Origin of the sequence: Microbacterium sp. MMO-56 (genome assembly GCF_037146215.1) — a bacterium.
GTDB lineage: Bacteria > Actinomycetota > Actinomycetes > Actinomycetales > Microbacteriaceae > Microbacterium.
The window spans coordinates 267,362-292,300 of the sequence record NZ_JBBCVW010000003.1; the positions used below are offsets into that span (position 1 = coordinate 267,362).

Consider the following 24,939-nt stretch of genomic DNA (forward strand, 5'->3'; position numbering starts at 1 on the left):
TGTCCCGGGCGTCAGTACAGCGGCATCAGGATCGGCACGAGCACGACGCTCACGACCATGACGAGGAGTGCGAACGGCGCTCCGATGCGGACGAAATCGCCGAACCGATAGCGGCCGGGCTCGACGACGAGCGTGTTGACCGGCGACGAGATCGGCGTCACGAATGCCGACGAGGCGGCGAGGGCGACGATCATCGCGAACGGCAGCGGCGAGGCGCCCAGCTCGTCGGCGATGTGGATCGCGATCGGCGCGATGAGCACGGCGGTCGCGGTGTTCGAGATGAACAGTCCCACGAGCGCGGTGAGGGCGAACACGGCCGCCAGCAGCACCGTGGGGCTCGCGCCTCCGAACGTGCCGAGGAACGCGTCGACGGCCAGGTCCACGCCGCCGGTGCGCTGCAGCGCGAGCGCGAAGGGCAGCATGCCGACGATGAGCAGCAGCGTCGGCCAGTGGATGGATCGATAGGCGCTGGGCATGTCGATGCAGCCCGAGACCCCCATCATCAGCGCCGCGATCAGGGCGGCGATCGCGTTGGGCACGACCCCGGTGACCATGAGGACGATCATCACCGCGACGCTCAGCAGCGCGAACGGAGCCCGCGCTGCGGCGGGGGCGAGGTCGTCGAGCTCGGCGGGAAGCTCCAGGACGAGGTAGTCCCGACGCTCGGCCTGCAGGCGTCGCACCGCGTCCCAGCGGCCGGTGACCAGCAGGGTGTCGCCCGTCGCGAGCGGCTCGACGGCGTCCTGCACGGATCGGCTCGTGCTCCGGTGGCGCACGCCCAGCACGACGAGCCCATGACGCTGCCGCAGCGCGAGCTCGTCGACGGTGTGCCCGCGGGCGCTGGAGCTCGGCGGGATCATGACCTCGGTCGCCGCCAGGTGCGCGGCGAACCGCTCGAAGAAGTCGGGGCGTGCTCCTGCCGGGTCGAGGCCGAGCCCGTCGCGGTCCGCCGCGGAGAGCTCCCGGTCGAGGTAGATCAGATCCCGCTGCCGGAGGACCGCATCCGGTGCGGCGCTCTGGCGCGACGCGCGCCAGAGCCGGCCTCGCTCGACCAGCAGCGGGGACGCCGCGCGGACGGGGACGCGCCCGAGCGACGTGCCGATCAGCGCCGAACCCGCGGCGACGCGATACCCGTGGACGCGCGCTCCGACGCCGTAGTCCGACAGCAGCGCCGACAGCGTCCGGCGGCGGTCGGTCCCCGCCTCGCCGCCCGGTGCGACGAGGAAGCGCTGGGCGAAGAGCATGTAGCCGATGCCGAGCGCGAGGATGACCAGGCCGAAAGGGGTGGGCGCGAAGAAGGAGAACCCGTCGTGGCCGGCCGCGGTCAGCTCGGCGTCGATGACGAGGTTCGGGGTGGTGGCGATGAGGGTCAGCATGCCGCTGATGAGTCCCGCGACGCTGAGCGGCATGAGCAGCTGACGCGGCGACACCCCCGTCCGCGCGGCGACGCTGAGCGCGACGGGGATGAAGATGGCGACCACTCCCGTCGAGCTCATCACGGCGCCCAGGAGCGCGACGCAGAGCATCAGGAGCACGATCGTCCGTGCCAGGTGCGCCCCGGCCGTGCGCGCCAGCCAGTCCCCGAGCCGATACGTGACCCCCGTGCGCGAGAGCCCCTCGCCCACGACGAACAGCGCGGCGATGAGGATCACGTTGGGGTCGGCGAAGCCCGCCAGGGTCTCCGGGAGGGAGAGGACGCCGCTGAGCGGCAGGGCCACGATCAGCATCACCGCGACGACGTCCATGCGGGGCCTGCCGACCGCGAACATGGCGATGCTCGCGACGAGCAGCACGAGGACGACGATCAGGTCTGCGTTCATGGTGCCCTCCGCCTGTGGAGTGTACGGATCGGGCCGAGATGCCCGCCGCCGTCTCGGCCGGACCAAAGACAAAAACTTCCACTCGGAGGTTTTGTCCGCTATCGTCGAGGACACGGCGCCGCTGCCGCGCCATCCCCACGACGACGTACCCGGAGGACGTGCACCATGACCCTTCCCGAGGCCTCGGTCCAGCTGTATTCGCTGGCGAAGGACTTCTCCGCAGACATGTCCGGCTCGCTGGACAAGCTGGCCGCGATCGGCCTGCGCAACGTGGAGGCGTTCGACTTCGTCCGCCGCCCCGCCGAGATCCGCGCCGCGCTGGACGCGAGCGGGTTGGTCTCGCCCACGGGCCACGCGCCCCTGCTGACCGACGAGCTGTGGACCCCCGACGGCTCGATCCCCACCCCGGCTCCCGAGGTCGTCTTCGAAGCCGCCGCGCAGATCGGCATGTCCACCGTCATCGACCCGTTCGTGGCTCCCGAGCGGTGGCTCACCGAAGACGGCGTCGCCGACATCGCCGAGCGGATGAACCGCGCCGCCGACCTCGCCGCGACCTACGGCCTCACCGTCGGATACCACAACCACGCCCAGGAGTTCGTCGCGTCCTTCGACGGTCAGAGCGCGTACGAGCGCTTCGTGGCGCTCACCGACGAGCGCGTCCAGCTCGAGCTCGACCTGTTCTGGGCTCTCACCGGAGGGCAGGACGTCCCCGCCCTCGTCGCCGCCCTCGGCGACCGGCTGACCGCCGTGCACGTCAAGGACGGCGTCGTGCCGGCATCCAACCCGTGGGCGCCCGGCGCGCCGGCGTTCGGATCGGACAGCCTCGACCAGCGCCCGGCCGGCACCGCCGACGTGCCGCTCGCCGCGGCGCTCGCCGCGGGCACGGGCATCCGCTTCGCCGTGATCGAGTACGACAAGGCGCCCGGCGACGTCTTCGACGACATCTCGGCGAGCCTCGCCTTCCTCGTCGACGGCGGGTTCGTCGCATGACCGCGCCGCTGCGGATCGGCATCATCGGTACCGGCGTCATCAGCCAGACGTACCTGGAGAACCTGACCTCGTTCCCCGACGTCACCGTCACGGCGGTCGGCGACCTCCTGCCCGAGCGCGCCCGCGCCAAGGCGGAGGAGCACGGCGTCGCCGCGTGGGGCACCGCCGAGGACGTCCTCGCGAACCCCGACGTCGACCTGGTGGTCAACCTCACGATCCCCGCGGTCCACGTCGCCGTCTCCGAGGCGGCGGTCGCCGCGGGCAAGCACGTGTGGACGGAGAAGCCGATCGGCCTCGACCGCGCCTCGACGAAGGCGCTGCTGGCCCACGCGGAGGCCGCTGGCGTGCGGATCGGCTCCGCCCCCGACACGCTGCTCGGCCCCGGGTTCCAGTCCGCGAAGCGGGCGATCCAGGCGGGTGTCATCGGCGAGCCGCTGTTCGTCCAGACGGCCTTCCAGACGCAGGGCCCCGACCTGTGGCACCCGGAGCCGGCGTTCCTGTTCGCCGAGGGCGCCGGTCCGCTCCTGGACATGGGCCCGTACTACTTCTCCGCTCTCGTCAGCCTGCTGGGGCCGATCGCCGGTGTCGCGGCCCGCGGCTCGCGTCCTCGCCTCGAGCGCACGATCCACACGGGGCCCCGAGCGGGCGAGACCTTCCCGGTGGAGGTCCCCTCCACCGTCCAGGTGCTCACCTCGTTCGCGGGCGGCCAGCACGGCACGCACCTGCTGAGCTTCGACTCGGCGCTCGAGCGTCACGGCGTGGTAGAGATCCACGGGTCCGAGGGCACGATGGTCCTGCCCGACCCGAACCAGTTCGACGGGCGCATCGCGTACGTGAAGCCGCTGGGTGTCCTCCGTGACGGCATGAAGACGTCGCAGGAGTGGATCGAGATCGAGCGCGAGGGCGCCGTGGTCGGGCGGGGCCTCGGAGTGCTCGACATGGCGCGGGCGATCGCCGAGGACCGGCCGCACGTGGCCACCGGCGAGCTCGGCTACCACGTGCTCGACGTCATGCTCTCGGCGCAGGAATCGGCAGCGACGGGCGCGTACCTCGAGATCGAGAGCTCCGTCGCGCCCGTGCCGCTGCTGCCCGACGGGTTCGACCCCTTCGCTCGGACGCGCGGCTGAGGGCGGCTCAGACGAGGTAGACCTTCCGCAGGGTCTCGTGGACGGTCCAGACCGTCCGCATGCCGGACTCGAACCGGACGACCGAGCCGGGCACGAGGTCGATGCTCGGGAGGGCGGGGGCGACGAACTCGACGGTGGCCGTCCCCGCCACCACGACGAAGACCTCGTCGATCTCCACGTCGCGCATGGCTCCCGCGGTCATCTCCCACACGCCGAGACCGAGGTCCTCGTCGAGGTCGACCGATCCGGTCCGAGGCTCGCCCGCGATGATCAGGTCGGCCGGCACCGGGGTCAGCGGCACGGCCACGGAGAGGGCCGAGACGACCGCGCCCGGGTCGAGCTCCTGCGCCTCGACGCTCACGAGTCGAACCCGAGGCCGAGGGCGTCGAGGGTCTTCAGCATGATGTTGCGCTTCCCTTCGTTGTGGTCGGCCCGGTCGAGCGACCAGCGGGTGAGGGCGATGCCGAGCGCCGCGGCCGGTTCGGGCGGGAAGGGCAGAGGCCTCTTGCGCACCATCTCGAGTCGGGTGCGCTCCGTGTCCTCCCCCGCGAGCAGGTCGAGCATGACGTCGCCGGCGAACCGCGTCGATCCGACGCCCAGACCGGTGAAGCCCGCCGCGTAGGCGATGCGGCCGCCGCGGGCCGTCCCGAAGAACGCCGTGAACTGCGTCGACGTGTCGATCGCTCCAGCCCACTGGTGCGAGAACCGCAGACCTTCCAGCTGAGGGAACGTGGTGAAGAAGTGCGATGCGAGCCGCGCCCACACGTCGGGGCGGTTCTCGTACCGGGGGTCGACGCGCCGGCCGTAGTGGTAGAGCGCGTCGTACCCGCCGAAGAGGATCCGGCCGTCGCGCGTCGGACGGTAGTAGTGGAACTGGTTCGCCATGTCGCCGACGCCCTGTCGGCCCCGCCACCCCACCGCATCCCACTGGGCGTCGGTCAGCGGCTCGGTCATGAGGACGTAGTCGTAGACGGGGACCGTCATGAGCCGGTTGCGCGTGAGGAGCGAGGGGAAGACGTTCGTCGCGAGCACCGCCTGCTCGGCCTCGACGCGGCCACCGCGGGTGGTCACCGTCACGCCGCCGCCGGTGGCGTCGATGCCGGTCACGAGGGATCGCTCGAAGATCTCGACGCCCCGCTCCTCGGCCGCGCGGGCGAGCTCGGCGCACAGGCGCGCAGGATGCACGAGCGCGCACGTGCGCTTCTCCCAGATGCCGGCGAGGTAGGTCGGGGAATCGATCTCGGCGCGCAGCGCCGAGCCGTCGAGGTAGGCCAGGTCGGGGTCGCCCGCGGCCTCGGCCCGCCAATCGTCGAGCCAGGCGAGCTGGTGCGGCTCGACAGCGGGCGCGATCATGCCGGTCCGTTCGAACTGGACGTCGAGGCCGAGGTCCGTGACGGTGCGCTCGATCGCGTCCAGGTTCTGCACCCCCAGCCGCTCCAGCGTGTGGATCTCGTCCGGCCAGCGTGATGCGCCGTTCTCGTGCCCGTGCGTGATGCTCGCCTCGCAGAAGCCGCCGTTGCGGCCGGAGGCGGCCCATCCGACCCGCTGCGCCTCCACGACGACGACCCGGCGATGCGGGTCGCGCAGCTTCGCGAGGAGCGCGGTCCACAGTCCCGTGTAGCCGGCGCCGACGATCACGAGGTCGGTGCGGACGGTGCCCTGCAGAGCCGGACGGTCCGGGCGCATCGAGGCGGGCAGATCCTCGGTCCAGAAGACCGCCGACGCCGTCGTCTGGAGGCTGTGCGCGACGACGGATGCCGCCGGTGCGAGTCTTTCGAACACGGTGGATGCCACCGGTATCACTTCCCGTCTGGATGCGCGGACCGCCACGTGGGCTGACGGCCATTCAATACGTCCGCACCCGCCTCGCGCAAGGAAGCGGGTCAGTGCCGGACGAACGAGCCCGCGGTCACGGATGGCCGGACGGATCGTCCGGGCCTCCCCGCGCGCATCGCCTCAGAGCGGCGTGACCCGCAGCCAGGTGAAGCCGTGCGGGGCGAGGACGATGCCGACGTCGAGGTCGACGTCGATGTCGTGGACCAGGTCGAACGCGGTGCGGTCGAAGCCCGACAGCGTCAGCGGATCGATGTGCACCGGGTCGTCGCCGACGTTGGCGAGGGCCAGGACGCGCGTCGTCTCGCCGGACCGCTGATATCCGACGACCGAACGGTGCGGGGTGCGGAATCCCACGAGGTCGTTGCCCGCGAGCTCCGGCGTCGTCTGACGCACCGAGATCAGCTTCGTCAGTCGGCGGAAGACCCGGCCCGCGGGAGTCTCGAGATCGTCGCGTCGCGCGTACTGGTCGCGGGGGCGGTTGCCCCGGTGCACCCAGCGCGTGTCGCCGCGACGCAGCGGATCGTCGGCGTAGGAGTAGTCGTTGAGCTGCGCGACCTCGTCGCCCAGGTACAGCAGTGGGATGCCCCCCGTCGAGAGAGCCAGGGCGTGGGCGAGCACGATCCGGTCCTCGCCGCCGGGATCGCCCGCCTCGACCCCCGCCAGCGACGCGGTCGTCCCGGTGACGCGGGCGTCGCCCGTCGCGGGGTTCTCCTGGAAGGGCACGCCGCGCGCGAAGCCTCCGTCGTGGCGCCCGGTGTAGAAACGATTGAGGAACTGGCGGTGCGCGTAGCCGTCGATGCCGAGGGCCGCGGCGTCCTCGTCGGCGAACGTCCATCCGATGTCGTCGTGGCTGCGCACGTAGTTCACCCACGCGGTGCCGGGCGGGAGGGCGTGCCGGTTCTCGAGGGCGTCCTGCAGCAGCCGGCCGTCGCGGGTGGCGAGGGCCTCCCACGTCAGCGCCATCTGCAGCGGGTTGTAGGACAGCTCGCATTCCTCGCGCGAGATGTAGGTGACGACCTCGTCGGGGTGGACGATCGCCTCGGATTTGAACACCATGCCCGGCGCCGCCATCGCCAGGATCGCGTTGAATGCCTGCAGCAGAAGATGCGCCTCGGGTAGCGACTCGCAGGAGGTGCCCAGACGCTTCCAGATGAAGGCGACGGCATCCATCCGCAGCACCTCCACGCCGCGGTTGGCGAGGAAGAGCATCTCTCCGGCCATTGCGCGGAACACCGCGGGGTTCGCGTAGTTGAGGTCCCACTGGTAGTGGTAGAACGTCGACCAGATCCACCGGCCCGGGGCGCCGTCCACCGAGGGCAGCTGGACGAAGGATCCGCGGTGGTCGTCGGGGAAGATCTCGCGCGTCGTGCGCTCGTACGCGTCGGGCATCTCGCGGTCGTCGAAGATCAGGTAGAAGTCCGCGAACTCCGGGTCGCCGGCCACCGCCCGCTGCGCCCACTCGTGCTCGTTGCTGGTGTGATTGAAGATGAAGTCGACGACGAGCGAGATCCCGGCGGTGCGCAGGTCCGCGGCGAGGTCGGTCAGCTGGGCCATCGTGCCGAGGCTCGGGGCGACCTCGCGGTAGCTCGACACGGCATAGCCGCCGTCGTTCTCGGCGCCGTGGTCGCCGGGGCTCGCGAACAGCGGCATCAGGTGGAGGTAGGTGAGGCCCAGGTCGCGGAAGTACGGGATCTGGTCGCGGATGCCGGCGAGGTTCCCCGCGAAGCGGTCGACGTAGCAGACGCCGCCGAGCATCCGCTCGGACTGGAACCACTCCGGATCGGCCTCGCGGAGCGCGTCCCGCGCCTTGAGCTCGAGCGGGCGCGCGTTCCACGCCGACGACGCCTCGGCGACCGCGCGGGACAGCTGCTCCTGCCCGTCGGCGCGCTCGCCGTACAGGCGGGAGAAGAGTCCGTGCAGGCGGGGGAACTGCGCGTCGAAGCGCCGGTGGAAGGCGTCGTCGACCCGCCCCGCCGCTTCCGCGGCGGCCAGGGCCGCCGTCCGGTCCGTCTCCAGGGAGGTCAGCGCGGTCATCGGGGCTCCTTCCGCCTGGAGACAGCCTAGGGGCGGGCCCCGCGACGGGTGCGGTGCGCACTCCGGACATCGGACGTAGGCTCGCAGAATGGGTGCCTACGTCTCGGCGTTCGAGCTGTTCTCGATCGGTGTCGGACCGTCGAGCTCGCATACCGTGGGGCCGCTGCGCGCCGCGCGCGACTTCGCCGAGCGGGTGGCCCCGCAGGGCGGGATCACCCGCGTGACGTGCGAGCTGTACGGGTCGCTCGGGGCGACCGGAATCGGCCACGGCACGCCCGACGCGGTGGTGGCCGGCCTGCAGGGCCACCAGCCGGAGACGGTGGACCCCGCCCTCGTGCGCGGCGCCTGGACGACGTGGCCGGACGGCGCGGAGCTCCTGCTCGCGGGCCGCGTCCCGGTCCCGTTCGAGCGCGCGGACATCGCCTTCCTGCCGCGCACCCGCCTCCCCGGTCACCCGAACGCGATGACGCTGCGGGCGTGGGATGCGTCCGGTGCGGAGCGGGCCGCGGAGACCTACTACTCGATCGGCGGCGGCTTCATCCGGCGGGAGGGCGAGGGGCCGGCGGTCGAGGCGACCGCGTTCCCGCTCGCCTTCGGGAGCGCGGCCGAGCTCCTCGGGATCTGCGACGAGCAGGGGCTGACGATCGCCGAGGCGGCGCGGCGCAACGAGGAGGCGCTGCGCGGTGAGAGCGAGGTCGCGGCGGGACTCGACGCGATCTGGGACGCGATGTCGTCGTGCGTCGACGCGGGCCTCGGCGCAGAGGGCGTGCTGCCCGGCGCGCTCCACGTCACGCGTCGCGCGGGGCGCATCCGCGCCCAGCTCGAGGAGGCGGAGGCGAGCGGCGGCCGCGAGCTGCCCGGAGAGTGGCTCGGCGCCTTCGCGCTCGCCGTCAACGAGGAGAACGCCGCGGGTGGCCGCGTCGTCACCGCGCCCACGAACGGGGCGGCCGGCATCGTCCCCGCCGTCGCGATGTACTGGTGGCGCTTCCTTGCCGACTCCGGCCTCGGGTCGGCGACCGCGGTCACCCCCTACGGCGAGCTCGTCGGGTCGGCGCTGCTGGGTCTCCACGCGCCGGCGACCGCGACCGCGGCGTCGACGGCGGGGGCCGACGCGGCGGTGCTCGCGGAGGCGAACCGCCGCCGTGGCATCCGGCGATTCCTCCTCACCGCCGCCGCCCTCGGATCCCTCTTCAAGGCGAACGCGTCGATCTCCGGCGCCGAGGGCGGGTGCCAGGCGGAGGTCGGATCCGCGTGCGCGATGGCGGCCGGGGGGCTCACCGCCGTCATGGGCGGGACGAACCGGCAGATCGAGAACGCGGCGGAGATCGCGATGGAGCATCACCTGGGGCTCACGTGCGATCCCGTGGGCGGTCTCGTGCAGATCCCGTGCATCGAGCGCAATGCCATCGCCGCCTCGACCGCCGTGACGGCGGCACGCCTCGCGCTGCGCGGCGACGGCGAGCACTTCGTGTCGCTCGACGCCGTCGTCGAGACGATGCGCCAGACCGGCATCGACATGTCCCACAAGTACAAGGAGACGAGTGAGGGCGGCCTCGCGGTCAACGTCATCGAGTGCTGACGCGCGACTTCTCCCCGCCGCAGGCGCGGAGTCGGCGAGGTGATGTTCGCCGTCCGAGAACCGTTGGCACTCTCCATGCCCGAGTGCTAATCTGAGCTTAGTTGAGTCCATGTGACTCAAGTTTCAGATCCGAGAGACAAGGAGAGAACGATGGCCACATACGATCCGTTCCGTGACCTCGACCGCCTCGCGTCGAGTCTCCTCGACACGCGTCGCGGCCCGCGCCGGATGCCGATGGACCTCTACCGCGACGGCGACCACTACGTGCTCAGTGCCGACCTGCCGGGGATCGACCCGGGGTCGGTCGACATCGACGTGGACGGCCAGCTGCTGACGATCCGCGCCGAGCGCACGCTCCCCGAGGGTGACGGAGTGAAGTGGATCACCCGCGAACGCGAGGCCGCGAGCTTCCTGCGCCAGTTGAACCTCGGCCAGGGGATCGACACCGAGGGGATCGCCGCGACCTACAGCAACGGTGTGCTGACGGTCACGATCCCGGTGAGCGAGAAGGCCAAGCCCCGCAAGGTGCAGGTCGTCTCCGACGCGGGAGCCCCGACCATCCGCGCTCACGAGAGCTCGCAGGAGCCGCAGCCCGTCGAGCAGTGACACGCGCGCGACAGCCCCGATCCGCATCGGATCGGGGCTGTCGCGCGTCCGGCTCAGCCGTTCCGGCGGAGCTTCGCGGTGAGCGCCTGGAGCTGGCCGAGCTCGTCCTCGTCGAGGGCCGACATCCGATCCGCGATGGATCGGCCGTGCGTGGTCGCGACGCGGCGGAAGGCGGCGGCGCCGGCATCGGTGGCGCGCACGATCGCGCCACGCCCGTCCTGCGGGTCGGGGCACTTGGTGAGAAGGCCCCGGGCGACCATCCGATCGACGAGGCGCGACACGCTCGGCTGGCTGATGAGCATGTTCGCCGTCACGTCGCGCAACCGGGCGCTGCGGGCATCGCCGCGGGTCACCGTCAGCAGCACGTCGTACTCGGCCTGGGACAGGTCGTCGTCGTGGAAGTCGCCGCTGATATCGCGGAGCACCTCGTGCTGCGCGCGGAAGAGGCTCTCCCACGCGGCGATGGCGAGGCGGCGGTCGGTCATGGCGTCCACTGTAGTAGCGCCGAGCCCGGCGGGGCGCCCGCACGGAGGCCCCGGCGCCACAGCCTAGGGTGGGGGCATGAGCCGGATGCGTGGCCCCCTGACCGCCCTGGCCGCCGTCGTCGGAGGCCTCCTCGTGACGCTGGTGCTGACGGGGGCGGCGGCGACGCCGGCGCTCGTGGGAGCGCGTGAGGGTGCGGGGTCGGCTCCGTCGGCCGTGTCGGTGCTGAGCGTGCGCCCGGCGGATGTCGACGACTTCCGCTTCGACTCCTTCGACGCCGACTACACGCTCTCCCGCGCCGACGACGGCTCGAGCCTGCTGCGGGTGGTCGAGACGATCGTCGCGGACTTCCCGCAGACGGATCAGAACCGCGGCATCCGGCGCGCGATCCCGGCGACGTACAACGACCAGCCCCTGCACGCGCGGCTCGTGTCGGTCACCGATGAGAACGGCGCGCCGCGGGCATCCGAGGTCGAGGACGTCGACGACGAGTTCTCCGTCGTCTCGCGCGCGGACGGGTACGTGCACGGCAGTCAGACGTACGTGATCACGTACACGCTCGAGAACGTGACGTGGGACTTCCCCGACACTGGGCTGGAGTTCTATTGGGATGTCAACGGCGTGGACTGGGCGCAGCCGTTCGGCTCGGTCACCGCCCGCCTGCACGTGCCGGCGGAGCTGGCCGGCGCGCTGACCGGGCGGGAGTCCTGCTACCAGGGTGCGCAGGGGGCGACGGCGGAGTGCGCCTCGATCACGTCGTCGGACGAGGACGGCGGCGGCGTGGTCATCACGGCGCAGTCCGGTGCGCTGGCCCCCTACGAGACGCTGACGATGGCGGTCGGGTTCGCCCCCGGCGCGTTCACGGTGTTCGACTCGACCTACCTCGCCACCCCGTTCGGATGGCTGCAGGCGATTGCCGGACTCGGCGTCGTCGGTGCGGGCGTGCTGGCGATCCGCGCCCGGCGGCGCGGCCTCGCGGACGAGCCCGGGCGGCCGACGATCATCGCGGAGTACGACCCGCCGAGAGGTCTGGATGCCCTGCAGAGCGCGGTGCTGCTGCAGCAGCGGTCGAAGGCGATCCCCGCCGAAGTGCTGGAGCAGGCCGTTGCGGGCTCGATCCGCATCGTCGAGGGCGAGCGGAGATGGAACGGCAAGACGAAGCTGGCCGCCGAGCTCATCGATCCGACGCGCGCGGACGGCGACGGGCGGATGCTGCTCGACGGCCTGTTCCCCGGCGGTGCGCCCGGCGACAGGTACGAGTTCGGCTCGCAGGACACGCGCTTCTCCTCGGCCGCGCAGAAGATCCTCACCGCGGCGGACAAGGACCTCACGGCCCGGGGCATGCGGCGCACCGTCCGCGCCGGTGCGCGCGCACTGCCGATCGGGGTCGCGCTGCTCTCGCTGGCGCTCGTCTTCGTGCTGGGCATGCTCGCGATCGGTCGCGGTACGCGCGAGGTCGTGCCGGTGCTGGTGATCATCGGGTCCGGGCTCGTGCTCTTTCTGGTCATCGCGCTCGTCGTCCGTCGCCCGCTGAGCGCGGCGGGGGCCGAGGCTCGCGACCATCTGCGGGGCCTCGAGGAGTTCATCCAGTGGGCGGAGGCGGATCGCATCCGCATGCTGCAATCGCCGCGCGGAGCCGAGCGCGCCCCGGTCGACGTCACCGACCCCCGCCAGAAGCTCGAGCTGTACGAGAAGCTGCTGCCGTACGCCGTCGTCTTCGGGCAGGAGAAGGAGTGGTCGCGCGAGCTCGCCGTGCTGTACACCGCGGTGGGTGCCGCGGGCCCCTACTGGTACTACGGCACAGGAGCGTTCGACGCGTCGGCGTTCTCGGCGGGGATCGGGTCGCTCTCCGCAGCCGCGTCCTCGTCGTCGTCGACCTCGGGCGGTTCGGGCGGCGGCGGCTCCGCGGGCGGCGGTGGCGGCGGAGGAGGCGGCGGCGGGGTGTGACGCCCTTCCTGGGGTGATGTCCGCGGGGTGATGCCGGCGGGGTGGTCCGGCGGGTCGATCCCGGCGGTGGATCCCGCTGGTCGATCCCGTGGGTCAGGCGAACTCGCCGGCGGTCCCCTCGAGGATGTCCCGCATCGTGTCGGCGGAGATCTCGTCGCTCACGCCGTCGACCCACTCGACGATCCGGAAGGGAGCGCCGAGGTCGGTGAGGTAGGCGATCGTCTTCTCGAGTCTCGGCACCACGTCGATGTGGTCGGTGCCGAACAGGGGCGCGGTGTAGACGGCCTCGCCTGCGAGGATGTCGCGCCGGAGCTCGACCGTCGATCGTCCGGTGATGCGATAGAGCGCCTGCAGGATGGCGCTCGGCAGGTCGGGAGTGCCGTCCAGGACGATCGAGAGCGCGTTGTCGTGCATGCTGACATTCCATCACGACGAGCGATGGCCGGGCGATGGCCGGGCGACGGCCCTGATCAGAAGGGCGGCGGTTCGAACGTGAGGGTGCGCGCCGGGCGGTCGTCGTAGACCCGGCCGGTGGGACTCGTCCACTCCAGGACCCCGCCGGGTCGCTGGCGCACCCGCCAGGCGGAGTGGTGTTTGAGGATGTGATGCCGTCGGCACAGGTGCGCGAGGTTGGCGATCTCGGTGGGACCGTCGTGGGCGCGTGCCACCGTATGGTCGATGTCGCACCGTGGGGTGGGCTGCCGGCATCCGGGGAACCTGCAGTGCTCGTCGCGGGCGCGCAGCATCCGGCGCTGCTCGCTCGTGGGGCGGTAGCGGTCCACCGCGAGGACGGCGCCGCTCGTCGGGTGGACGAACAGTCGATCCCAGCCGCGGGCCGTGGCGGCGATTCCGCGGGCGGTGCGTGCGTCGATCGCTCCGTGGCCGGTGAGTTCACCCGCCTCGTCGGCGAGACCCGTCAGGGTGGCCACGGGGATCGTGACCTGGATGCGCGCGTGCACGGCCTCGTCGACCGGCGGGGAGGCGGCGCTGTCGGCCGCATCGCCGTGCCCGGTCAGCAGGAGATCGAGTGCCACGTCGGCGCGCACCTCGTCGATGCACCGTCGATCCGGCTCCACGGGAGTCTCCGTCACCGGCCCGATCCCGTCGAGTCGATGTGTCTCCTCGGGGTCCGCGGTCGGTGTCGCGTGCCGGCGGGCGTCGATCACCGCGGAGGCGAGCTGGGTGAGACGGTCGTGGGCCCCGCGGACGAGGTGCGCCGGACCCCGGAGGCCGAGCTCGGCCAGGCCGTCGTCCAGATCGGTCACCCAGACCCGACGTGTGCGTGCGGCGGCGCGGTGGCGTTCGTCGATCGGGATCGGGTGGGTGCGCTGTGCGCACCGGCGGGCGAGGGGGCGCAGTCGCCCGGCCGTCTCCCGCTCCGCGATGGGGAGGACAGCGTCCTCGTACCGGGCCCGGGCATCGGCCTCGGGGAGGGCGGCGCCGGCATCCGCGATCACTCCCGCGTGCGCCCGGCTCACTCGCCCCGCCCGGAGTGCGCGCCAGGTCGAGGGGAAGTCCTCGATGAGGGTGGCGGCGTCCTCCATCCGCGTCTGGACCGTCCGGTCCGACTGGACGGTCGCGGTGCCGATCTCCGCCGCGACCGACCGCAGCGGCACGTCCCGCGGCTGCTCCGGGTCGATCGTCGGAGTCGCCATCCGTGCGATCGCATACTCGCGGGCGGCGTGGAGAAGACGCACCTCTTCAGCCTGGAGTTCGGCGATACGACGCCGCGTGTCCACGAGGCCAGCGACGATGGCGTCGAGACCCGGCGGGTCTTCGCTCGGCGCTGCATCGGTGGCTTTCATACCCTCCATCATGCTCGGGGGGTCCGACATCGCCACCGAAGAATCCCCGGTCAGCGCCGAGATGTGGACAAGTCCCGATAGCGCGAGCCTGTGGAGGAATTGACGGCGCAGCCGCCGCCGACGGGGGACAGAGTAAGGGCCGGTCGGAGAGGCTTCCGACCGGCCCTTGTCCCTTGCACCAAGAGTGTCCTGCAATCACATGCCGGTAGCTGCCACAGCAAAACAACTACCGTGCGAGCACTCTATAACGGCCAGGTAACGGTCCACAAGGGGATTCCGTTACCTTTCTGTGACTTCATACTTTCGTCGATCCGCGTGTGTCGGATGTGTCGTGTATCACTCCAGTTGACCGATGTTCGGCGCGCCGCGTAGGAATGCTTCACGGCGGGAGGAGCTCGCGGGCAAGCAGAGCGAGCAGATCGACGCCGCCCCTTGTCGATTGCGACCGTTGTCGATCTGGAGGTCGGGTCATGAGCGTTCTACGGTGGGTGATACCTCCCTGAGGAACAATCCGACCGCCGATCTCATCTCTACTTCGGTGGCGGCGGTCCCCGATGATCCCCGCATCCAGTCGGCGATCGTGGGGTGCATCCCGGCCGCGGGCGCGCAGGAGGGAATCGTCTACATCGTCGAGGGGACGACGGAGGGCGTCGCGGTGCGCGCCGAGGTCGCAGCGCAGACAGCCGACGCGTCCTGCGCCGTGCTGCCGGACGGCGGGGGGTAGGGGGCTCCGGGTCAAGGGTGACATCAGTGCACGATCTGAACCGAGTGCTCGTCGGATTCCGAGTCGCAGGCGGTGATGCGCCACTCGGGCTCGCCGCCTTCCATCGTGCGGGCTATCTCGAGCTCGGTCACTTCTCGCCTGGACGCTGAGCGGCCGGCTCCTGTGTGCCCAGGGTGGTCAGACATGTCCGGGACGGGCCCGAGCCGACTCGGAGCCAAGATGTCGCCGCGCAGATGGCCGCCCTACTCGATGTGGAGGACGCGGGACCTCCACCACTTGCCGGCCTCGCGAGCGGCTCGGTCCATGGGGGTGCCGAGCGGATTGTCGGAGACCATGTAGGTCCACGTCGCCGACGGGCGCCGCAGGCCGAGCGCACCGATGTCCTGGTTGAGCTGGTCGGTCGTCACGGTCTGGATGATGTCGGCGGCGCGGGTGTTGACCTCAGCGAAGAACCCGTGGAACTCGCGAAGAGCGATGCGGTGGAACTCGTCTCGGGGATTGACGCCGGCGAGGGCCTGCAGGTGTATGCCGTCACGGATCTCGCTCAACCGTGCGAGATGGGTGCACCACTGTTCGTCCACACACCAGAGAGCGACCGATCGAACCAGCTGCGCGACGACCTGTTCGGACGATGCCGCGGTGAGCGCCGTGATCTTCTCGGGGATCCGGTCGACGATATCGGTGAGGACGGTGACGCCGTCGGCGATGTCGGCGCGATCTGCGAGCACGGTCGCGCGCTGTCGCGCGATCGCGCGGGTGAAGTCCCAGGTGTCGCGGTGCCGGTCGCGGCGGATGCCTTCGGCGATGCGCTGCGCCTTGTCCACGATTCGCCCTCGAGCGCGCTGGTCGAGGTTCTTCCCGTAGCGGCGGATCTTCTCGAGCAGGTAGTCCGGTGCGTTCGCCTGCACGAGCTCATCCTGCATACCGACGAGCGTCCTGGTCGTGCCGGGATCTCCCTGTCTGCCGGAGCGGCCGCGCAGCTGCGCATCGAGACGACTCGACGGGTATCGGCCGACCTGTACGACAGCGAGCCCTCCGAGATCGGCGACGTGGTCGTGGTCGTGCTCGTCAGATCCCCCGAGCCGGATGTCAGTGCCACGGCCCGAGATCTGCGTCGAGATCGTGACCGCGCCGACTTCGCCTGCGCCCGCGATCACAGATGCCTCGTGCCGGTCGTTGCGGGCATTGAGTAGTCGCGCCTCGATGCCGTGCTCGGCCAGGCACGCCGCCACCCACTCGGACTGGGCGACGCTCTGGGTCCCGACGAGAATCGGCTGACCCGACTGATGACAGCCGCGGACGGCGGCGATGACCGCGTCAGTTCTGGCGCGGTCATCGAGGAACACCTCTTGCGGGTGGTCGATTCGCAGGTTCGGCAGCCTCCGGTCGATGCGGCCGACCCGAAGCGAGTAGAACTCCGCGAGCTCGTCGGCAACGGCGCCGACGGTACCGCTCATGCCTACGAGCACCGCGTACTCGCGCAACAGATCCTGGACGGTCAGCGTGTCCAGGATGACGCCCGGCGACGAGATCGGGAGATGCTCTTTCGCCTCGATCGCGGCGTGGAGCCCATCCGGCCATCGTTGCTGGTGCGCGAGCCGTCCGCGGGCTGTATTGATGAGCGTGATCTCGTCATCGATCACCAGGTAATCGACGTCGCGTTGCACCAGGACGTGCGCATGCAGCGCGAGGTTGATCCGAGTCAGGGTGTCCGTGTGGGGCATGTCGTAGAGGTTCACCCCGCCGAGCCTCTGTTCGAGCACCTCGATCCCCGCGTCGGTGAGAGAGACCGTCGCGCGGTCGGCGTCCATGGAGAAGTGAACACCGTCATCCAGCGCGGCGACGAGGCGATCGGCCAGGGCGAAGTCCTCGAGCTCGTCCTCTGAGGATCCCGCGAGTACCAACGGCGACATGGCCTCGTCGATCATGACCGCATCGGCTTCATCCACGATGGCGACATCGTGCACGGGGCCGACCCGCTCCGACTCCGCCGTTGCGAAGCGATCTCGCAGCACGTCGTAGCCGACTTCGCTCACCGGCGCGTAGACGACATCACGAAGGTAGGCCTCCCGCCGCGATGCGTGCGGCGTGTGCTGGCCCACCCAGCCGGCTGTGAGCCCGAGCAGATCGAAGAGCGGACCCATCCACTCCGCATCCCGTTGCGCCAGATAGTCGTTGACCGAGAGCACGTGAACCCGATGCCCGGCCGCCGCGAATCCCGCCGCGGCAAGGGCGCCGACCAGCGTCTTGCCTTCTCCGGTATCCAGCTCGACGGCGTGTCTCGTCAAGAGTGCGCAGCACGCGAGAAGCTGCTGCTCGAAGGGTCGCTGTCCCAGCGAGCGCTCCGCCGCAGCGCTCAGTGAGGCCAGAAGGATCGCGGATGGCCCGGCACCGACGCGGTCGGCCGCAGCTGCTTCGTCGGCGACAGCGCGCGCGATGGCTGCATCGTCGAGATCGGCAGCCCACGCGTTCAAGCTGACGGCTTCTCGGACGATGCGGCTGAAGCGACGGAAAGACACCGAGCCCGGGGCCCGAAGCGCGCGTGCGAGCCACGTTGCCATGGGAACCATCCAAACACGGGTGGTGATCGTCGTCCCGGTAGCGATCGCCCTGTCGGTCTTCGGCGAGTGGTCCCGGGCTCGCCAGCGGACAGCGCGTGCACCAGTCGCCCGCCCGTCAGGACGTGGCGAATCCGTCGAGAGCGCTCCGGTAGGCGGAGCTGTCGGCACGGGTCCCGCCCGTCATGAGCAGTGCCGACGAGCCGAGGCTGCGCGTGTAGGTGCCGCGGCACGGGATCGTGACGACCTTCAGGAGTCCTCGTCGCCACGCGGGCACGAGAGCGTCCAGGTCGCGCCTCTCGGGTGACTCGGCGAGGGCCTGCGGACGGGACGCCACGTGTGCGTCGAACCCCCGCCGATCCCACTCGAGGTGGGAGGGGTCGTCGAAGGCCTCGGCTCCCATGATGTTCCGCCCGGACGGGCCGGTCAGGCGCTCGAGGATGTCCGCACGCTCCGGGGATCCATCGCCGGTCAGCGCCAGCTGATCGAAGAGGTCCCCGTCCTTCGGGCGCCCGGCGTGTTCGGTGACGGCCGTCCACAGCGGCATCCACGCGCTCTCCCACCGCGCACGCTCCTGCGCATCGATCGGACGGGCCGCGGGCGCCGGGGTATCGACCAGCGGGGGCGGCGCGTCGCCTCCCACCTCGAGGTCGTACGCCTCCCGCAGCCACAGCAGCTCGAGGAGCGCATGAGGTCGGTCGTCGACCTCGAACGTCATCTCTCGGGGCCACGGGTTTCCCGGGGTCGGCTGCTCCGATCGCATATACGCCATTGTCGCCCGAGTCGCGGCGGGGGCGCCAGTGGGGTCCGTCGAGCTCGAGCAGTTAGCTCGGCTGCGGCATCAGGATCAATCAGCGCCGACGACGGGCGGTGCCGCTCGCTCCGACGGAACCGTACGATGAGCCTTCCCGGCCACGTCACGCCGTGCGGTCGCCGCGACCCCGCGCGACCGCGTTCTCGATGATCGGATCGCGCATGTCCTCGAGCTCCGCGCCCCTGGCGGTGCGCCCCTACCACCCCTCCGACGAACGGGGTTGGGTTCGCTGCCGCGTCCTGTCTTTCCTGGATACCCAGTACTACGACGACGTCGCACCGCGTCGCCGGGTCCTCACGGATCCGTCGATCTCGTTGGTGGCGGTGGGGGCGCACAGCGAGGTCGTCGGCATCCTGGACATCGAGATCGACGGATCGGCGGCGACGATCGACACGATCGCCACCCACCCCGATCACCAGGGTGCGGGTATCGCGACGGCGCTTCTCCACGACGCGCTTCCTCGCCTCGCGTCCGCCGACGTCCTGACGTTGGATGCCTGGACGCGAGAGGATGCGGCGGCGAACCGCTGGTATCGGCGGAACGGTTTCACCGAGCAGAGTCCGTACCTGCACGTGTATGCGCACGACGTCGACGGCTCCGACTTCGCGACACCCGACGGACTCAGCGCACCTGTCATCGCATTCATGCACGGGCGTCTCGAAGACGAGGTCCGCATGCGTGAACGGTTTCGGCGCGTCTACGTCTGCCGCCGGTACGTGAGGCCCGTCCTGCCGGCATGAGTGAGCCGCAGGGGGACGTCATCCCGACTCCGCGTGTGCCCGATGAGAGACTGAGCTGTGCCCGAGCGTCCGGAGATCGTCTGCATCTGCGGTTCGTCGCGATTCGTCCAGGAGATGCGCGACGCGACCCGTGACCTGACACTCCGCGGGATCATCGTGCTCGCGCCGGGCGAGATGACCGGCGCCGTCTCCGACGACCAGAAGGTCGTGCTCGACGCGCTGCACATCAGCAAGATCGACGTGGCGGATCGTGTCCTGGTGGTCAACCCCGGCGGCTACATCGGCGAATCGACGCGGCGGGAGATCGACCACGCCCGCAGGACGGGGACCCCCGTCTCGTTCACCGAGGATCCCTGATCCGGCACGCCGTCACGCCGGGGACGAGTCGGACGCGTCACCCCCGCCGACGCGCACGATGATCTCGCCGTGCAGGAGCGAGAACCACCCGTCGGGGTCAGCCGCCCACTCGCGCCACCCCTCGCTGATCCCCTGCAGGTCCTCGACCGTGGCGTTGCCCGATCCCAGGAGCTGGTCCGCGATCGCGGAGTCGAGGATGCGGTCCGCCCACATCCCGCCCCACCATGCGCGGTCGGCCGGAGTCGCGTAGCACCAGGTGCTGGAGGAGGCCACGACGTCCGAGAGACCCGCGGCGTGCGCCCACGCCAGTAGGCGGCGACCGGCGTCGGGCTCGCCGCCGTTGGCGTGGGCGGCGATCCGGTACAGGTTCAGCCACCGGTCGAGCGCGGGCACCCTCGGCCACCAGGCGAACCCGGAGTAGTCGCTGTCGCGTACCGCGACGATGCCGCCGGGCTTCGTGACGCGCGCCATCTCGCGGAGCGCCCGCACGGGGTCGGCGACATGCTGGATCACCTGATGGGCGTGCGTCACGTCGAACGTGTCATCGGGGAAGGGGAGCGCGTGGACGTCGGCGACGCGGAGGTCGACGCCGCCGGCTCCGCGTGCGGCGAGCTCCGCCCTCGTGACGGCCAGGCCGTCCTCGCCCATCTCGGTCGCGGTCACCGCGGCGACGATCTCGGCGAAGTCGGCGGTGATCGTGCCCGCCCCGGCGCCCACATCGAGGAGATGATCGCCCGGGGTCAGGTGGGGCAGCAGATACGCCGCCGAGTTCTGCGCGGTACGTGTGCGGTGTGAGCGGAGCACCGACTCGTGGTACCCGTGGGTGTAGCTCGTCATAAGCTCTCCTGAAGGTCGTCGTGGATGTCGGGACCCAGCCTCCTCGCCGGTGCGCTCCCGAGGAAGACCGCGCTCGTCCTAGGACCGGCAGACCCCCTCCCTCCGGGGCCCCGGTTCACGCGCACGCAGGCAGAGGAAGGATCACGCCATGACCAACGAGCTCGGCGACTTCCTCCGTGCACGACGGACGAATCCCGCGCTCGCGTCGGCGGACGGGGCCGACCCTCGCCGCCGCACGAGCGGGTTGCGGCGCGAGGAGGTCGCCGCCGCATCCGGGATCAGCGTCGACTACTACACGCGCCTCGAGCAGGGGCGCGTCGGGCATCCCAGCGACGCGGTGCTCGAAGCGCTCGCCCGCGCTCTCCGGCTGTCGCGCGACGCCCGTGACCATCTCTTCCGGCTCCGTCCCGGGGTCGCCTCTGTGCGGACCGGGTCGGAGGACCCGGGCGTGCGGGCCGGGTCGGACGACCCGGGCGCGCGGGCCCGATTGGCGGCACTCGTCGAGGCGGTGAGCCCGAACCCCGCCTACATCCTGGACCGGCTCAGCACCATGGTCGCCGCGAACGCCGAGGGTCTCGCCCTCTACGCCGGGATCGGGGATCTCGCTCCGGCCGATCGCAACACCTGTCGGTACCTGATGACCGACCCCCGCGCGCGCGACCGGTTCGTCGAGTGGGAGGAGATCGCGCGCGGCGCCGTCGCGCACCTGCGCAGTGCGAACGCCGACGATCTGAGCAACCCCGACCTGCAGTCGCTCACGAGCGAGCTCCGGTCGCGGAGCCCGCTGTTCGACGGATGGTGGAACGAGCATCTGGTCGAGCGGCGGCGGGGATCGCTCCGTCACCTGCGCACCGACGAGGGGGACGTCGTCGCGCGCCGATACGACGTGCTGTACCTCCCCGACGACGGCCTTCGGATGACGCTCTGGTACGCCGGCTGACCGCTGCCGGCACGGGCCCTCAGCCCGCCGGGACGCAGCGCGTGGCCATCCGCACGTGCAGCTGGCCGTCGATCGTGGTGGTGTCGCGGACGCTCAGTCTCTCGACGGGGAGCGAATCGCTGTAGCGGATGTCCTCCTGCATGGCCCGGTCGGGGGAGTACCCGGCGTCGTCCCACTCCGCGAGGATCCGATCCAGCGACGCGGCGTTGTCGCCGGTCGTCAGATCGAGCGCGAGCGCAAGGCGCGCGCCGCCGGCGTCGCACGACGTCTCCTCGGGGGAGAGGGCTCCGGCGTCCGGAGCGGCACCGGCCGCGTCGCGCACCGGGGCGACGGCGGCGGCGAGCGTCGCCGAGGCGCGCTCGGCCAGAGCATCGCGCGCCTCCGAAAGAGTCGCCGCCGGCACCGGCGAGGGCGTTGCGGCGGGGCCCGACGGCATCGGCGTGTGCGGCGCGCGGGTGCCGACGTCGAGCCCGCACGTGCGCGACCGGTCGGTCAGCGCGGGGACGACGAACGCCGGATCGCCCTTCGGGATCATCGGCGACGCCTCGAGAGGTCGCGTGCCGTCGTACCAGACGCGGAGCATCCCCCCGTCCTCGATCACCGTGTAGGCGCCCTCGGAGAAGGGGCGATAGCCGTCGTCTCCCGTGGTCGAGGCGACGCGCGTGGCGAGGATGCCGTCGAGGCGGGAGACCGTTCCCCAGCCCGCGAGGAGGAACGAGTCCTCCCGCACGACGTAGCCGGTGTCGCATCCGCCGCTGATCAGGGCGACGGCGGTCGCGCCGGAGGTCAGGGCTCCGACGAACGCCGTGAGGGCGGTCGCGGCGACGGCGGCGACGCGCGCGGGGACGAGGAGGATCAGCCACCGTCGCGACACCGGTACCGCGCACAGTCCAACCGTGAGAGAGAGGAGAGCCGCGAGGACCGCGATCGCCGCGAGCGAGCGACTGTCGGAGGCCCCGATCAGGACGGTCGCGGTGCCGTTCGACGCGTCGTCCACCGCGAGCAGCAGTGCGAGCGCGAGGGTGGCCAGGCCCAACACGACTGCCGCGCCGAGGACGATCCAGCGGCGGATCGGGCCCGCCGTCCGCCGCGTGGACGGCGTCGCCGGCGGCGGAGCGGGCGCGCTCGCCGCGGTGAGGGTCGACACGGCATCAGCCTAGGCGCACGGCCCTGAATGCCCGCCCGGTCAGACCGCGTTGTCGCCCGGGGTCTCGCCGCGCGCGGCTGCCCGCTCGCGCGTGACCGCCTGGGCGAGCACCTGTCCGCCGCTGGTGAGCAGGGCGCGCCGCCACGGGAGCGTGCCGTCGATCTCGATCTGGATCGACATGGAGAGCACCGTGCGGATCACCACGATGATGCCGAGGATGACGGCATCCTCGATCGAGGGCTTCGAGGTGATCGTCCGGATCAGGTCGGCCGCGACGAGCACCTCCAGGCCGAGCAGGATCGCGGCTCCGAGCGTGTTGCGCAGGAGGAGGAAGGCGGCGCGTCCATCGCCCGTGCGGCGGAGCGAACGGACGGAGAGGACGACGGCGACGGCGAACCCGACGACCATGGCGACCGCCCCGGTCGCCTCGAAGACGACGGCGATCAGCGTGAAGAAGGGTTCGATGCTCTCACCCACGGGGCCCTCCGCTCCTGCGTGTCAGGCCGCCCGGCGCGGGCCGGTCATCCGCTCTCCCGACGACGATCTGGGATCACTCTACGGCCGCGTGCACAGCACGACGCCCCCATCCGCGAGGGTGGGGGCGTCGTGGTCTGCGAGCGGGATTACTTGAAGGCGTCTTTGACGTCCTCGCCGGCCTTCTTGATGTGGGCTTTGGCCTGGTCGGCCTCACCCTCGGCCTCGAGGCGCTCGTTGTGCGTCACCTTGCCGACGCCCTCCTTGACCTTGCCGCCGAGATCCTCGGCCGCGTTCTTGATCTTGTCGTCGAAACCCATGGCACTTTCCCTTCTCTGGACTGCACGATCGACGCTAGGCGCGACGTCGCGTCCGGGGCAGTGGGTTGACGGGCGAAAGGCGAAGGGGTAGACGTCGCAGGTCAGGCGAAGCGGCCGAGATGGATGCCCACGTGCGCGAGGGCGGCGATCGTCTCGCCGTCGCTGATCTCCCCGCGGCGGATCATCGCGAGCACCTCGCCGAAGGGCACCCAGCGGACCTCGTCGATGCCCTCTTCGCGCTGGGAGGCGGACGCGTCCTCGACGCGCTCGAGACCGCGGGCGAGGAAGACGTGCTCCGCCGCGCGGGCGATCCCGTTCAGGGCGTTCATCCGGCCGACCGGCGTCCAGTCGCCGGCGACGTACCCGGTCTCCTCCGCCAGTTCGCGCCGAGCCGCGACCAGCGGGTCCTCGCCGTCCGATCCCCCCGCCGGAACCTCGAGGGAGGTGCCGGTCGTGTACCGCTCGAGGGAGACGAGACAGACCCGGTCCGCGTCGTCGAGTGCGACCACGAACACCGCCGGGTGGCGCATCTCGACGACGCCGTAGATGCCGTCACCGTGCGGTCCGACGACGTCGTGCTCGTCGACGCGGATCCAGGGGTTCTCGTAGACGGTGCGCGACGCCCGCGTCTCCCAGGTCATCCGGGTCGGTTCAGTACCAGCCGGCGGACTCGGAGTGGTCCCAGGCGCCGCACGGCGTGCCGTACCGACCCGAGATGTAGCCGAGGCCCCACGCGATCTGCGTCGCGGGGTTGGTCTCCCAGTCGGCGCCGGCCGAGGCCATCTTGCTGCCGGGCAGCGCCTGCGGGATGCCGTAGGCGCCGCTGCCGTTGGCGGCGTTCACGCGCCAGCCCGACTCGCGGTTCCACAGCGCCAGGAGGCAGGAGAACTGGTCGTCGCCCCAGCCGTAGCCGGCGGCCATCGAGCGGCCGATGCCCTGGGCGGACCCGGGGTCGACGTTGACGTCGACCGACGGCGCGGACGACCGCGAACTCGACGCGGCGGCCTCGGCGGCCGCGGCCTCCTGAGCGGCTGCCGCTTCGGCGGCGGCCTGCGCGGCGGCGGCCTCCGCCGCGGCCTGGGCGGCGGCGGCTTCGGCGGCGGCCTTGGCGGCCGCTTCCTCTTCGGCCTTCTTCGCCTTCGCGGCGTCGAGCTGACCGCGCAGCGCCGCCGTCTTCTCGCGCACCGCCTGCAGCTCGCTGGAGGCGTCGACCGTCAGGGCCGGCACGAGGAGCGTGGGCGTGACGTCGATGGACGAGAGCTTGTCGACGTAGGCACTCAGGGCATCGGTGTCGATGTCGGTGCGGGGCGTGGCCAGCGTGAGACCGGACATCGCGACGTCGGTGGTCGCCGTCCGGGCATCCGCGATCGCCACGCGGGCGGCGTCGAGGGTGTCCTGCGCGCGCGCCGTGATGGAGCTGAGCGGCGCGGAGATGGCCTGGGCGTGCTCCGCCGAGGCTCCGGCCACACCGCTTCCGTCGGCGACCTGGGGGAGTGCGGCGCCGGTCGTGGTGACCATCCCGGCGATGAGGCCCGCACACAGGAGCAGGGGCGTGGCAGAGCGGAAAGGCGAACGAGGCATAGAGAGGCTTCCGGTGAATCAGCACCGCGGTCGTCGGGTGGGAGCCGCGATGTGCGCCCTCGGGCGGGCACGAAGGTCACAGTTTCACAACGCTCTCTGAACGGAACGGGTGTGAAACCTGAACGTTTCCTGAGTGCAGCACTGGCTCAGGCGGCGAAATCGGGCTATTTATCACGATCCCGACGCCCTTTTCGGCACCCGGAGGCCGGTATAGAGTCGC

At 71.2% G+C, this 24,939-nt stretch carries 24 protein-coding genes; 9 read left to right on the forward strand and 15 right to left on the reverse strand.

Annotated features, from left to right (window positions below; genetic code table 11):
- Positions 1 to 11 precede the first annotated feature (11 nt).
- Entirely contained in the window at positions 12 to 1,820 is a 1,809-nt protein-coding gene (locus WFI00_RS04555; protein WP_336630785.1) for an SLC13 family permease, read from the reverse strand.
- 165 nt (positions 1,821 to 1,985) lie between these two features.
- Here WFI00_RS04555 and WFI00_RS04560 point away from each other — a divergent pair, with 165 nt between their 5' ends.
- Both WFI00_RS04560 and WFI00_RS04565 read left to right on the forward strand, forming a co-directional pair.
- Positions 1,986 to 2,810, forward strand: coding sequence for a sugar phosphate isomerase/epimerase family protein (locus WFI00_RS04560; RefSeq protein WP_336630786.1), 825 nt, complete (start codon positions 1,986 to 1,988; stop codon positions 2,808 to 2,810).
- Positions 2,807 to 3,937 (forward strand): Gfo/Idh/MocA family protein, encoded by a 1,131-nt coding sequence (locus tag WFI00_RS04565; RefSeq protein ID WP_336630787.1) that lies wholly within the window; start codon positions 2,807 to 2,809, stop codon positions 3,935 to 3,937. Before WFI00_RS04560 ends, WFI00_RS04565 begins: the two co-directional genes overlap by 4 nt.
- Positions 3,938 to 3,944: 7 nt before the next feature.
- On the opposite strand, the gene WFI00_RS04570 is transcribed toward WFI00_RS04565, so the two are convergent.
- From WFI00_RS04570 to WFI00_RS04580, 3 genes are all read right to left on the reverse strand, one after another.
- On the reverse strand, positions 3,945 to 4,298 hold the full coding sequence (locus tag WFI00_RS04570) for a cupin domain-containing protein (protein ID WP_336630788.1): 354 nt from the start codon (positions 4,296 to 4,298) through the stop codon (positions 3,945 to 3,947).
- The gene (locus WFI00_RS04575) at positions 4,295 to 5,731 is read right to left on the reverse strand and encodes an NAD(P)/FAD-dependent oxidoreductase (RefSeq protein WP_336630789.1); all 1,437 of its coding nucleotides are present in this window, start codon (positions 5,729 to 5,731) and stop codon (positions 4,295 to 4,297) included. Before WFI00_RS04575 ends, WFI00_RS04570 begins: the two co-directional genes overlap by 4 nt.
- A 162-nt stretch (positions 5,732 to 5,893) precedes the next feature.
- The gene (locus WFI00_RS04580; RefSeq protein ID WP_336630790.1) at positions 5,894 to 7,807 is read right to left on the reverse strand and encodes an alpha-amylase family protein; all 1,914 of its coding nucleotides are present in this window, start codon (positions 7,805 to 7,807) and stop codon (positions 5,894 to 5,896) included.
- Positions 7,808 to 7,895: 88 nt separating this feature from the next.
- Here WFI00_RS04580 and WFI00_RS04585 point away from each other — a divergent pair, with 88 nt between their 5' ends.
- Positions 7,896 to 9,386 carry an L-serine ammonia-lyase, iron-sulfur-dependent, subunit alpha gene (locus tag WFI00_RS04585; RefSeq protein ID WP_336630791.1) on the forward strand — a complete coding sequence of 497 codons (1,491 nt, stop codon included), beginning with the start codon at positions 7,896 to 7,898 and terminating at the stop codon, positions 9,384 to 9,386.
- Positions 9,387 to 9,536: 150 nt separating this feature from the next.
- Positions 9,537 to 9,992 carry an Hsp20/alpha crystallin family protein gene (locus WFI00_RS04590; RefSeq protein WP_336630792.1) on the forward strand — a complete coding sequence of 152 codons (456 nt, stop codon included), beginning with the start codon at positions 9,537 to 9,539 and terminating at the stop codon, positions 9,990 to 9,992.
- Between the two features lie 53 nt (positions 9,993 to 10,045).
- Here the strand turns inward: WFI00_RS04590 and WFI00_RS04595 are convergent, their stop codons facing one another.
- Complete coding sequence (locus tag WFI00_RS04595) at positions 10,046 to 10,477, reverse strand: MarR family winged helix-turn-helix transcriptional regulator (RefSeq protein ID WP_336630793.1); 432 nt, start codon at positions 10,475 to 10,477, stop codon at positions 10,046 to 10,048.
- 76 nt (positions 10,478 to 10,553) lie between these two features.
- Between WFI00_RS04595 and WFI00_RS04600 the strand changes: the two genes are divergently transcribed.
- Positions 10,554 to 12,422 (forward strand): DUF2207 domain-containing protein, encoded by a 1,869-nt coding sequence (locus tag WFI00_RS04600; RefSeq protein ID WP_336630794.1) that lies wholly within the window; start codon positions 10,554 to 10,556, stop codon positions 12,420 to 12,422.
- 93 nt (positions 12,423 to 12,515) lie between these two features.
- On the opposite strand, the gene WFI00_RS04605 is transcribed toward WFI00_RS04600, so the two are convergent.
- Both WFI00_RS04605 and WFI00_RS04610 read right to left on the reverse strand, forming a co-directional pair.
- Positions 12,516 to 12,836, reverse strand: coding sequence for a hypothetical protein (locus WFI00_RS04605; protein ID WP_336630795.1), 321 nt, complete (start codon positions 12,834 to 12,836; stop codon positions 12,516 to 12,518).
- Between the two features lie 56 nt (positions 12,837 to 12,892).
- The gene (locus WFI00_RS04610) at positions 12,893 to 14,227 is read right to left on the reverse strand and encodes an HNH endonuclease signature motif containing protein (RefSeq protein WP_336630796.1); all 1,335 of its coding nucleotides are present in this window, start codon (positions 14,225 to 14,227) and stop codon (positions 12,893 to 12,895) included.
- 484 nt (positions 14,228 to 14,711) lie between these two features.
- Between WFI00_RS04610 and WFI00_RS04615 the strand changes: the two genes are divergently transcribed.
- Complete coding sequence (locus WFI00_RS04615; RefSeq protein WP_336630797.1) at positions 14,712 to 14,951, forward strand: hypothetical protein; 240 nt, start codon at positions 14,712 to 14,714, stop codon at positions 14,949 to 14,951.
- 242 nt (positions 14,952 to 15,193) lie between these two features.
- Here the strand turns inward: WFI00_RS04615 and secA2 are convergent, their stop codons facing one another.
- Both secA2 and WFI00_RS04625 read right to left on the reverse strand, forming a co-directional pair.
- Positions 15,194 to 17,521, reverse strand: coding sequence for an accessory Sec system translocase SecA2 (secA2, locus tag WFI00_RS04620; protein ID WP_336630798.1), 2,328 nt, complete (start codon positions 17,519 to 17,521; stop codon positions 15,194 to 15,196).
- A gap of 106 nt (positions 17,522 to 17,627) precedes the next feature.
- Entirely contained in the window at positions 17,628 to 18,272 is a 645-nt protein-coding gene (locus WFI00_RS04625; RefSeq protein WP_336630799.1) for a hypothetical protein, read from the reverse strand.
- A 212-nt stretch (positions 18,273 to 18,484) separates the two neighbouring features.
- Here WFI00_RS04625 and WFI00_RS04630 point away from each other — a divergent pair, with 212 nt between their 5' ends.
- Positions 18,485 to 19,063 carry a GNAT family N-acetyltransferase gene (locus WFI00_RS04630; RefSeq protein WP_336630800.1) on the forward strand — a complete coding sequence of 193 codons (579 nt, stop codon included), beginning with the start codon at positions 18,485 to 18,487 and terminating at the stop codon, positions 19,061 to 19,063.
- Between the two features lie 57 nt (positions 19,064 to 19,120).
- On the forward strand, positions 19,121 to 19,420 hold the full coding sequence (locus tag WFI00_RS04635; RefSeq protein WP_336630801.1) for a hypothetical protein: 300 nt from the start codon (positions 19,121 to 19,123) through the stop codon (positions 19,418 to 19,420).
- A 12-nt stretch (positions 19,421 to 19,432) separates the two neighbouring features.
- On the opposite strand, the gene WFI00_RS04640 is transcribed toward WFI00_RS04635, so the two are convergent.
- Positions 19,433 to 20,257 (reverse strand): class I SAM-dependent methyltransferase, encoded by an 825-nt coding sequence (locus WFI00_RS04640; RefSeq protein WP_336630802.1) that lies wholly within the window; start codon positions 20,255 to 20,257, stop codon positions 19,433 to 19,435.
- A 148-nt stretch (positions 20,258 to 20,405) separates the two neighbouring features.
- On the opposite strand from WFI00_RS04640, the gene WFI00_RS04645 reads away from it, so the two are divergent.
- Positions 20,406 to 21,197, forward strand: coding sequence for a helix-turn-helix transcriptional regulator (locus tag WFI00_RS04645; RefSeq protein ID WP_336630803.1), 792 nt, complete (start codon positions 20,406 to 20,408; stop codon positions 21,195 to 21,197).
- 19 nt (positions 21,198 to 21,216) lie between these two features.
- On the opposite strand, the gene WFI00_RS04650 is transcribed toward WFI00_RS04645, so the two are convergent.
- The 5 genes from WFI00_RS04650 to WFI00_RS04670 all read right to left on the reverse strand — a co-directional run bounded on the left by WFI00_RS04650 (position 21,217) and on the right by WFI00_RS04670 (position 24,719).
- On the reverse strand, positions 21,217 to 22,344 hold the full coding sequence (locus tag WFI00_RS04650) for a hypothetical protein (RefSeq protein ID WP_336630804.1): 1,128 nt from the start codon (positions 22,342 to 22,344) through the stop codon (positions 21,217 to 21,219).
- Positions 22,345 to 22,383: 39 nt separating this feature from the next.
- A complete protein-coding gene (locus WFI00_RS04655) occupies positions 22,384 to 22,821 on the reverse strand; it encodes a DUF1622 domain-containing protein (protein WP_336630805.1) in 438 nt (145 codons plus the stop codon).
- 146 nt (positions 22,822 to 22,967) lie between these two features.
- On the reverse strand, positions 22,968 to 23,138 hold the full coding sequence (locus WFI00_RS04660; RefSeq protein WP_336630806.1) for a CsbD family protein: 171 nt from the start codon (positions 23,136 to 23,138) through the stop codon (positions 22,968 to 22,970).
- A gap of 101 nt (positions 23,139 to 23,239) precedes the next feature.
- The gene (locus WFI00_RS04665) at positions 23,240 to 23,779 is read right to left on the reverse strand and encodes an NUDIX hydrolase (protein WP_336630807.1); all 540 of its coding nucleotides are present in this window, start codon (positions 23,777 to 23,779) and stop codon (positions 23,240 to 23,242) included.
- 10 nt (positions 23,780 to 23,789) lie between these two features.
- Positions 23,790 to 24,719: a lytic transglycosylase domain-containing protein gene (locus WFI00_RS04670; protein WP_336630808.1), complete on the reverse strand. Its 930-nt coding sequence runs from the start codon at positions 24,717 to 24,719 to the stop codon at positions 23,790 to 23,792.
- Positions 24,720 to 24,939: the final 220 nt, after the last annotated feature.

Excerpts from the sequence above, each read along its gene's own strand:
- WFI00_RS04555 (WP_336630785.1), bottom strand. The coding sequence starts at position 1,820 with ATGAACGCAGACCTGATCGTCGTCCTCGTGCTGCTCGTCGCGAGCATC.
- WFI00_RS04560 (WP_336630786.1), top strand. The coding sequence starts at position 1,986 with ATGACCCTTCCCGAGGCCTCGGTCCAGCTGTATTCGCTGGCGAAGGAC.
- WFI00_RS04565 (WP_336630787.1), top strand. The coding sequence starts at position 2,807 with ATGACCGCGCCGCTGCGGATCGGCATCATCGGTACCGGCGTCATCAGC.
- WFI00_RS04580 (WP_336630790.1), bottom strand. The coding sequence starts at position 7,807 with ATGACCGCGCTGACCTCCCTGGAGACGGACCGGACGGCGGCCCTGGCC.
- WFI00_RS04585 (WP_336630791.1), top strand. The coding sequence starts at position 7,896 with ATGGGTGCCTACGTCTCGGCGTTCGAGCTGTTCTCGATCGGTGTCGGA.
- WFI00_RS04590 (WP_336630792.1), top strand. The coding sequence starts at position 9,537 with ATGGCCACATACGATCCGTTCCGTGACCTCGACCGCCTCGCGTCGAGT.
- WFI00_RS04595 (WP_336630793.1), bottom strand. The coding sequence starts at position 10,477 with ATGACCGACCGCCGCCTCGCCATCGCCGCGTGGGAGAGCCTCTTCCGC.
- WFI00_RS04600 (WP_336630794.1), top strand. The coding sequence starts at position 10,554 with ATGAGCCGGATGCGTGGCCCCCTGACCGCCCTGGCCGCCGTCGTCGGA.
- WFI00_RS04605 (WP_336630795.1), bottom strand. The coding sequence starts at position 12,836 with ATGCACGACAACGCGCTCTCGATCGTCCTGGACGGCACTCCCGACCTG.
- WFI00_RS04610 (WP_336630796.1), bottom strand. The coding sequence starts at position 14,227 with ATGAAAGCCACCGATGCAGCGCCGAGCGAAGACCCGCCGGGTCTCGAC.
- secA2 (WP_336630798.1), bottom strand. The coding sequence starts at position 17,521 with ATGGTTCCCATGGCAACGTGGCTCGCACGCGCGCTTCGGGCCCCGGGC.
- WFI00_RS04625 (WP_336630799.1), bottom strand. The coding sequence starts at position 18,272 with ATGCGATCGGAGCAGCCGACCCCGGGAAACCCGTGGCCCCGAGAGATG.
- WFI00_RS04630 (WP_336630800.1), top strand. The coding sequence starts at position 18,485 with ATGTCCTCGAGCTCCGCGCCCCTGGCGGTGCGCCCCTACCACCCCTCC.
- WFI00_RS04640 (WP_336630802.1), bottom strand. The coding sequence starts at position 20,257 with ATGACGAGCTACACCCACGGGTACCACGAGTCGGTGCTCCGCTCACAC.
- WFI00_RS04645 (WP_336630803.1), top strand. The coding sequence starts at position 20,406 with ATGACCAACGAGCTCGGCGACTTCCTCCGTGCACGACGGACGAATCCC.
- WFI00_RS04660 (WP_336630806.1), bottom strand. The coding sequence starts at position 23,138 with ATGGGTTTCGACGACAAGATCAAGAACGCGGCCGAGGATCTCGGCGGC.
- WFI00_RS04665 (WP_336630807.1), bottom strand. The coding sequence starts at position 23,779 with ATGACCTGGGAGACGCGGGCGTCGCGCACCGTCTACGAGAACCCCTGG.
- WFI00_RS04670 (WP_336630808.1), bottom strand. The coding sequence starts at position 24,719 with ATGCCTCGTTCGCCTTTCCGCTCTGCCACGCCCCTGCTCCTGTGTGCG.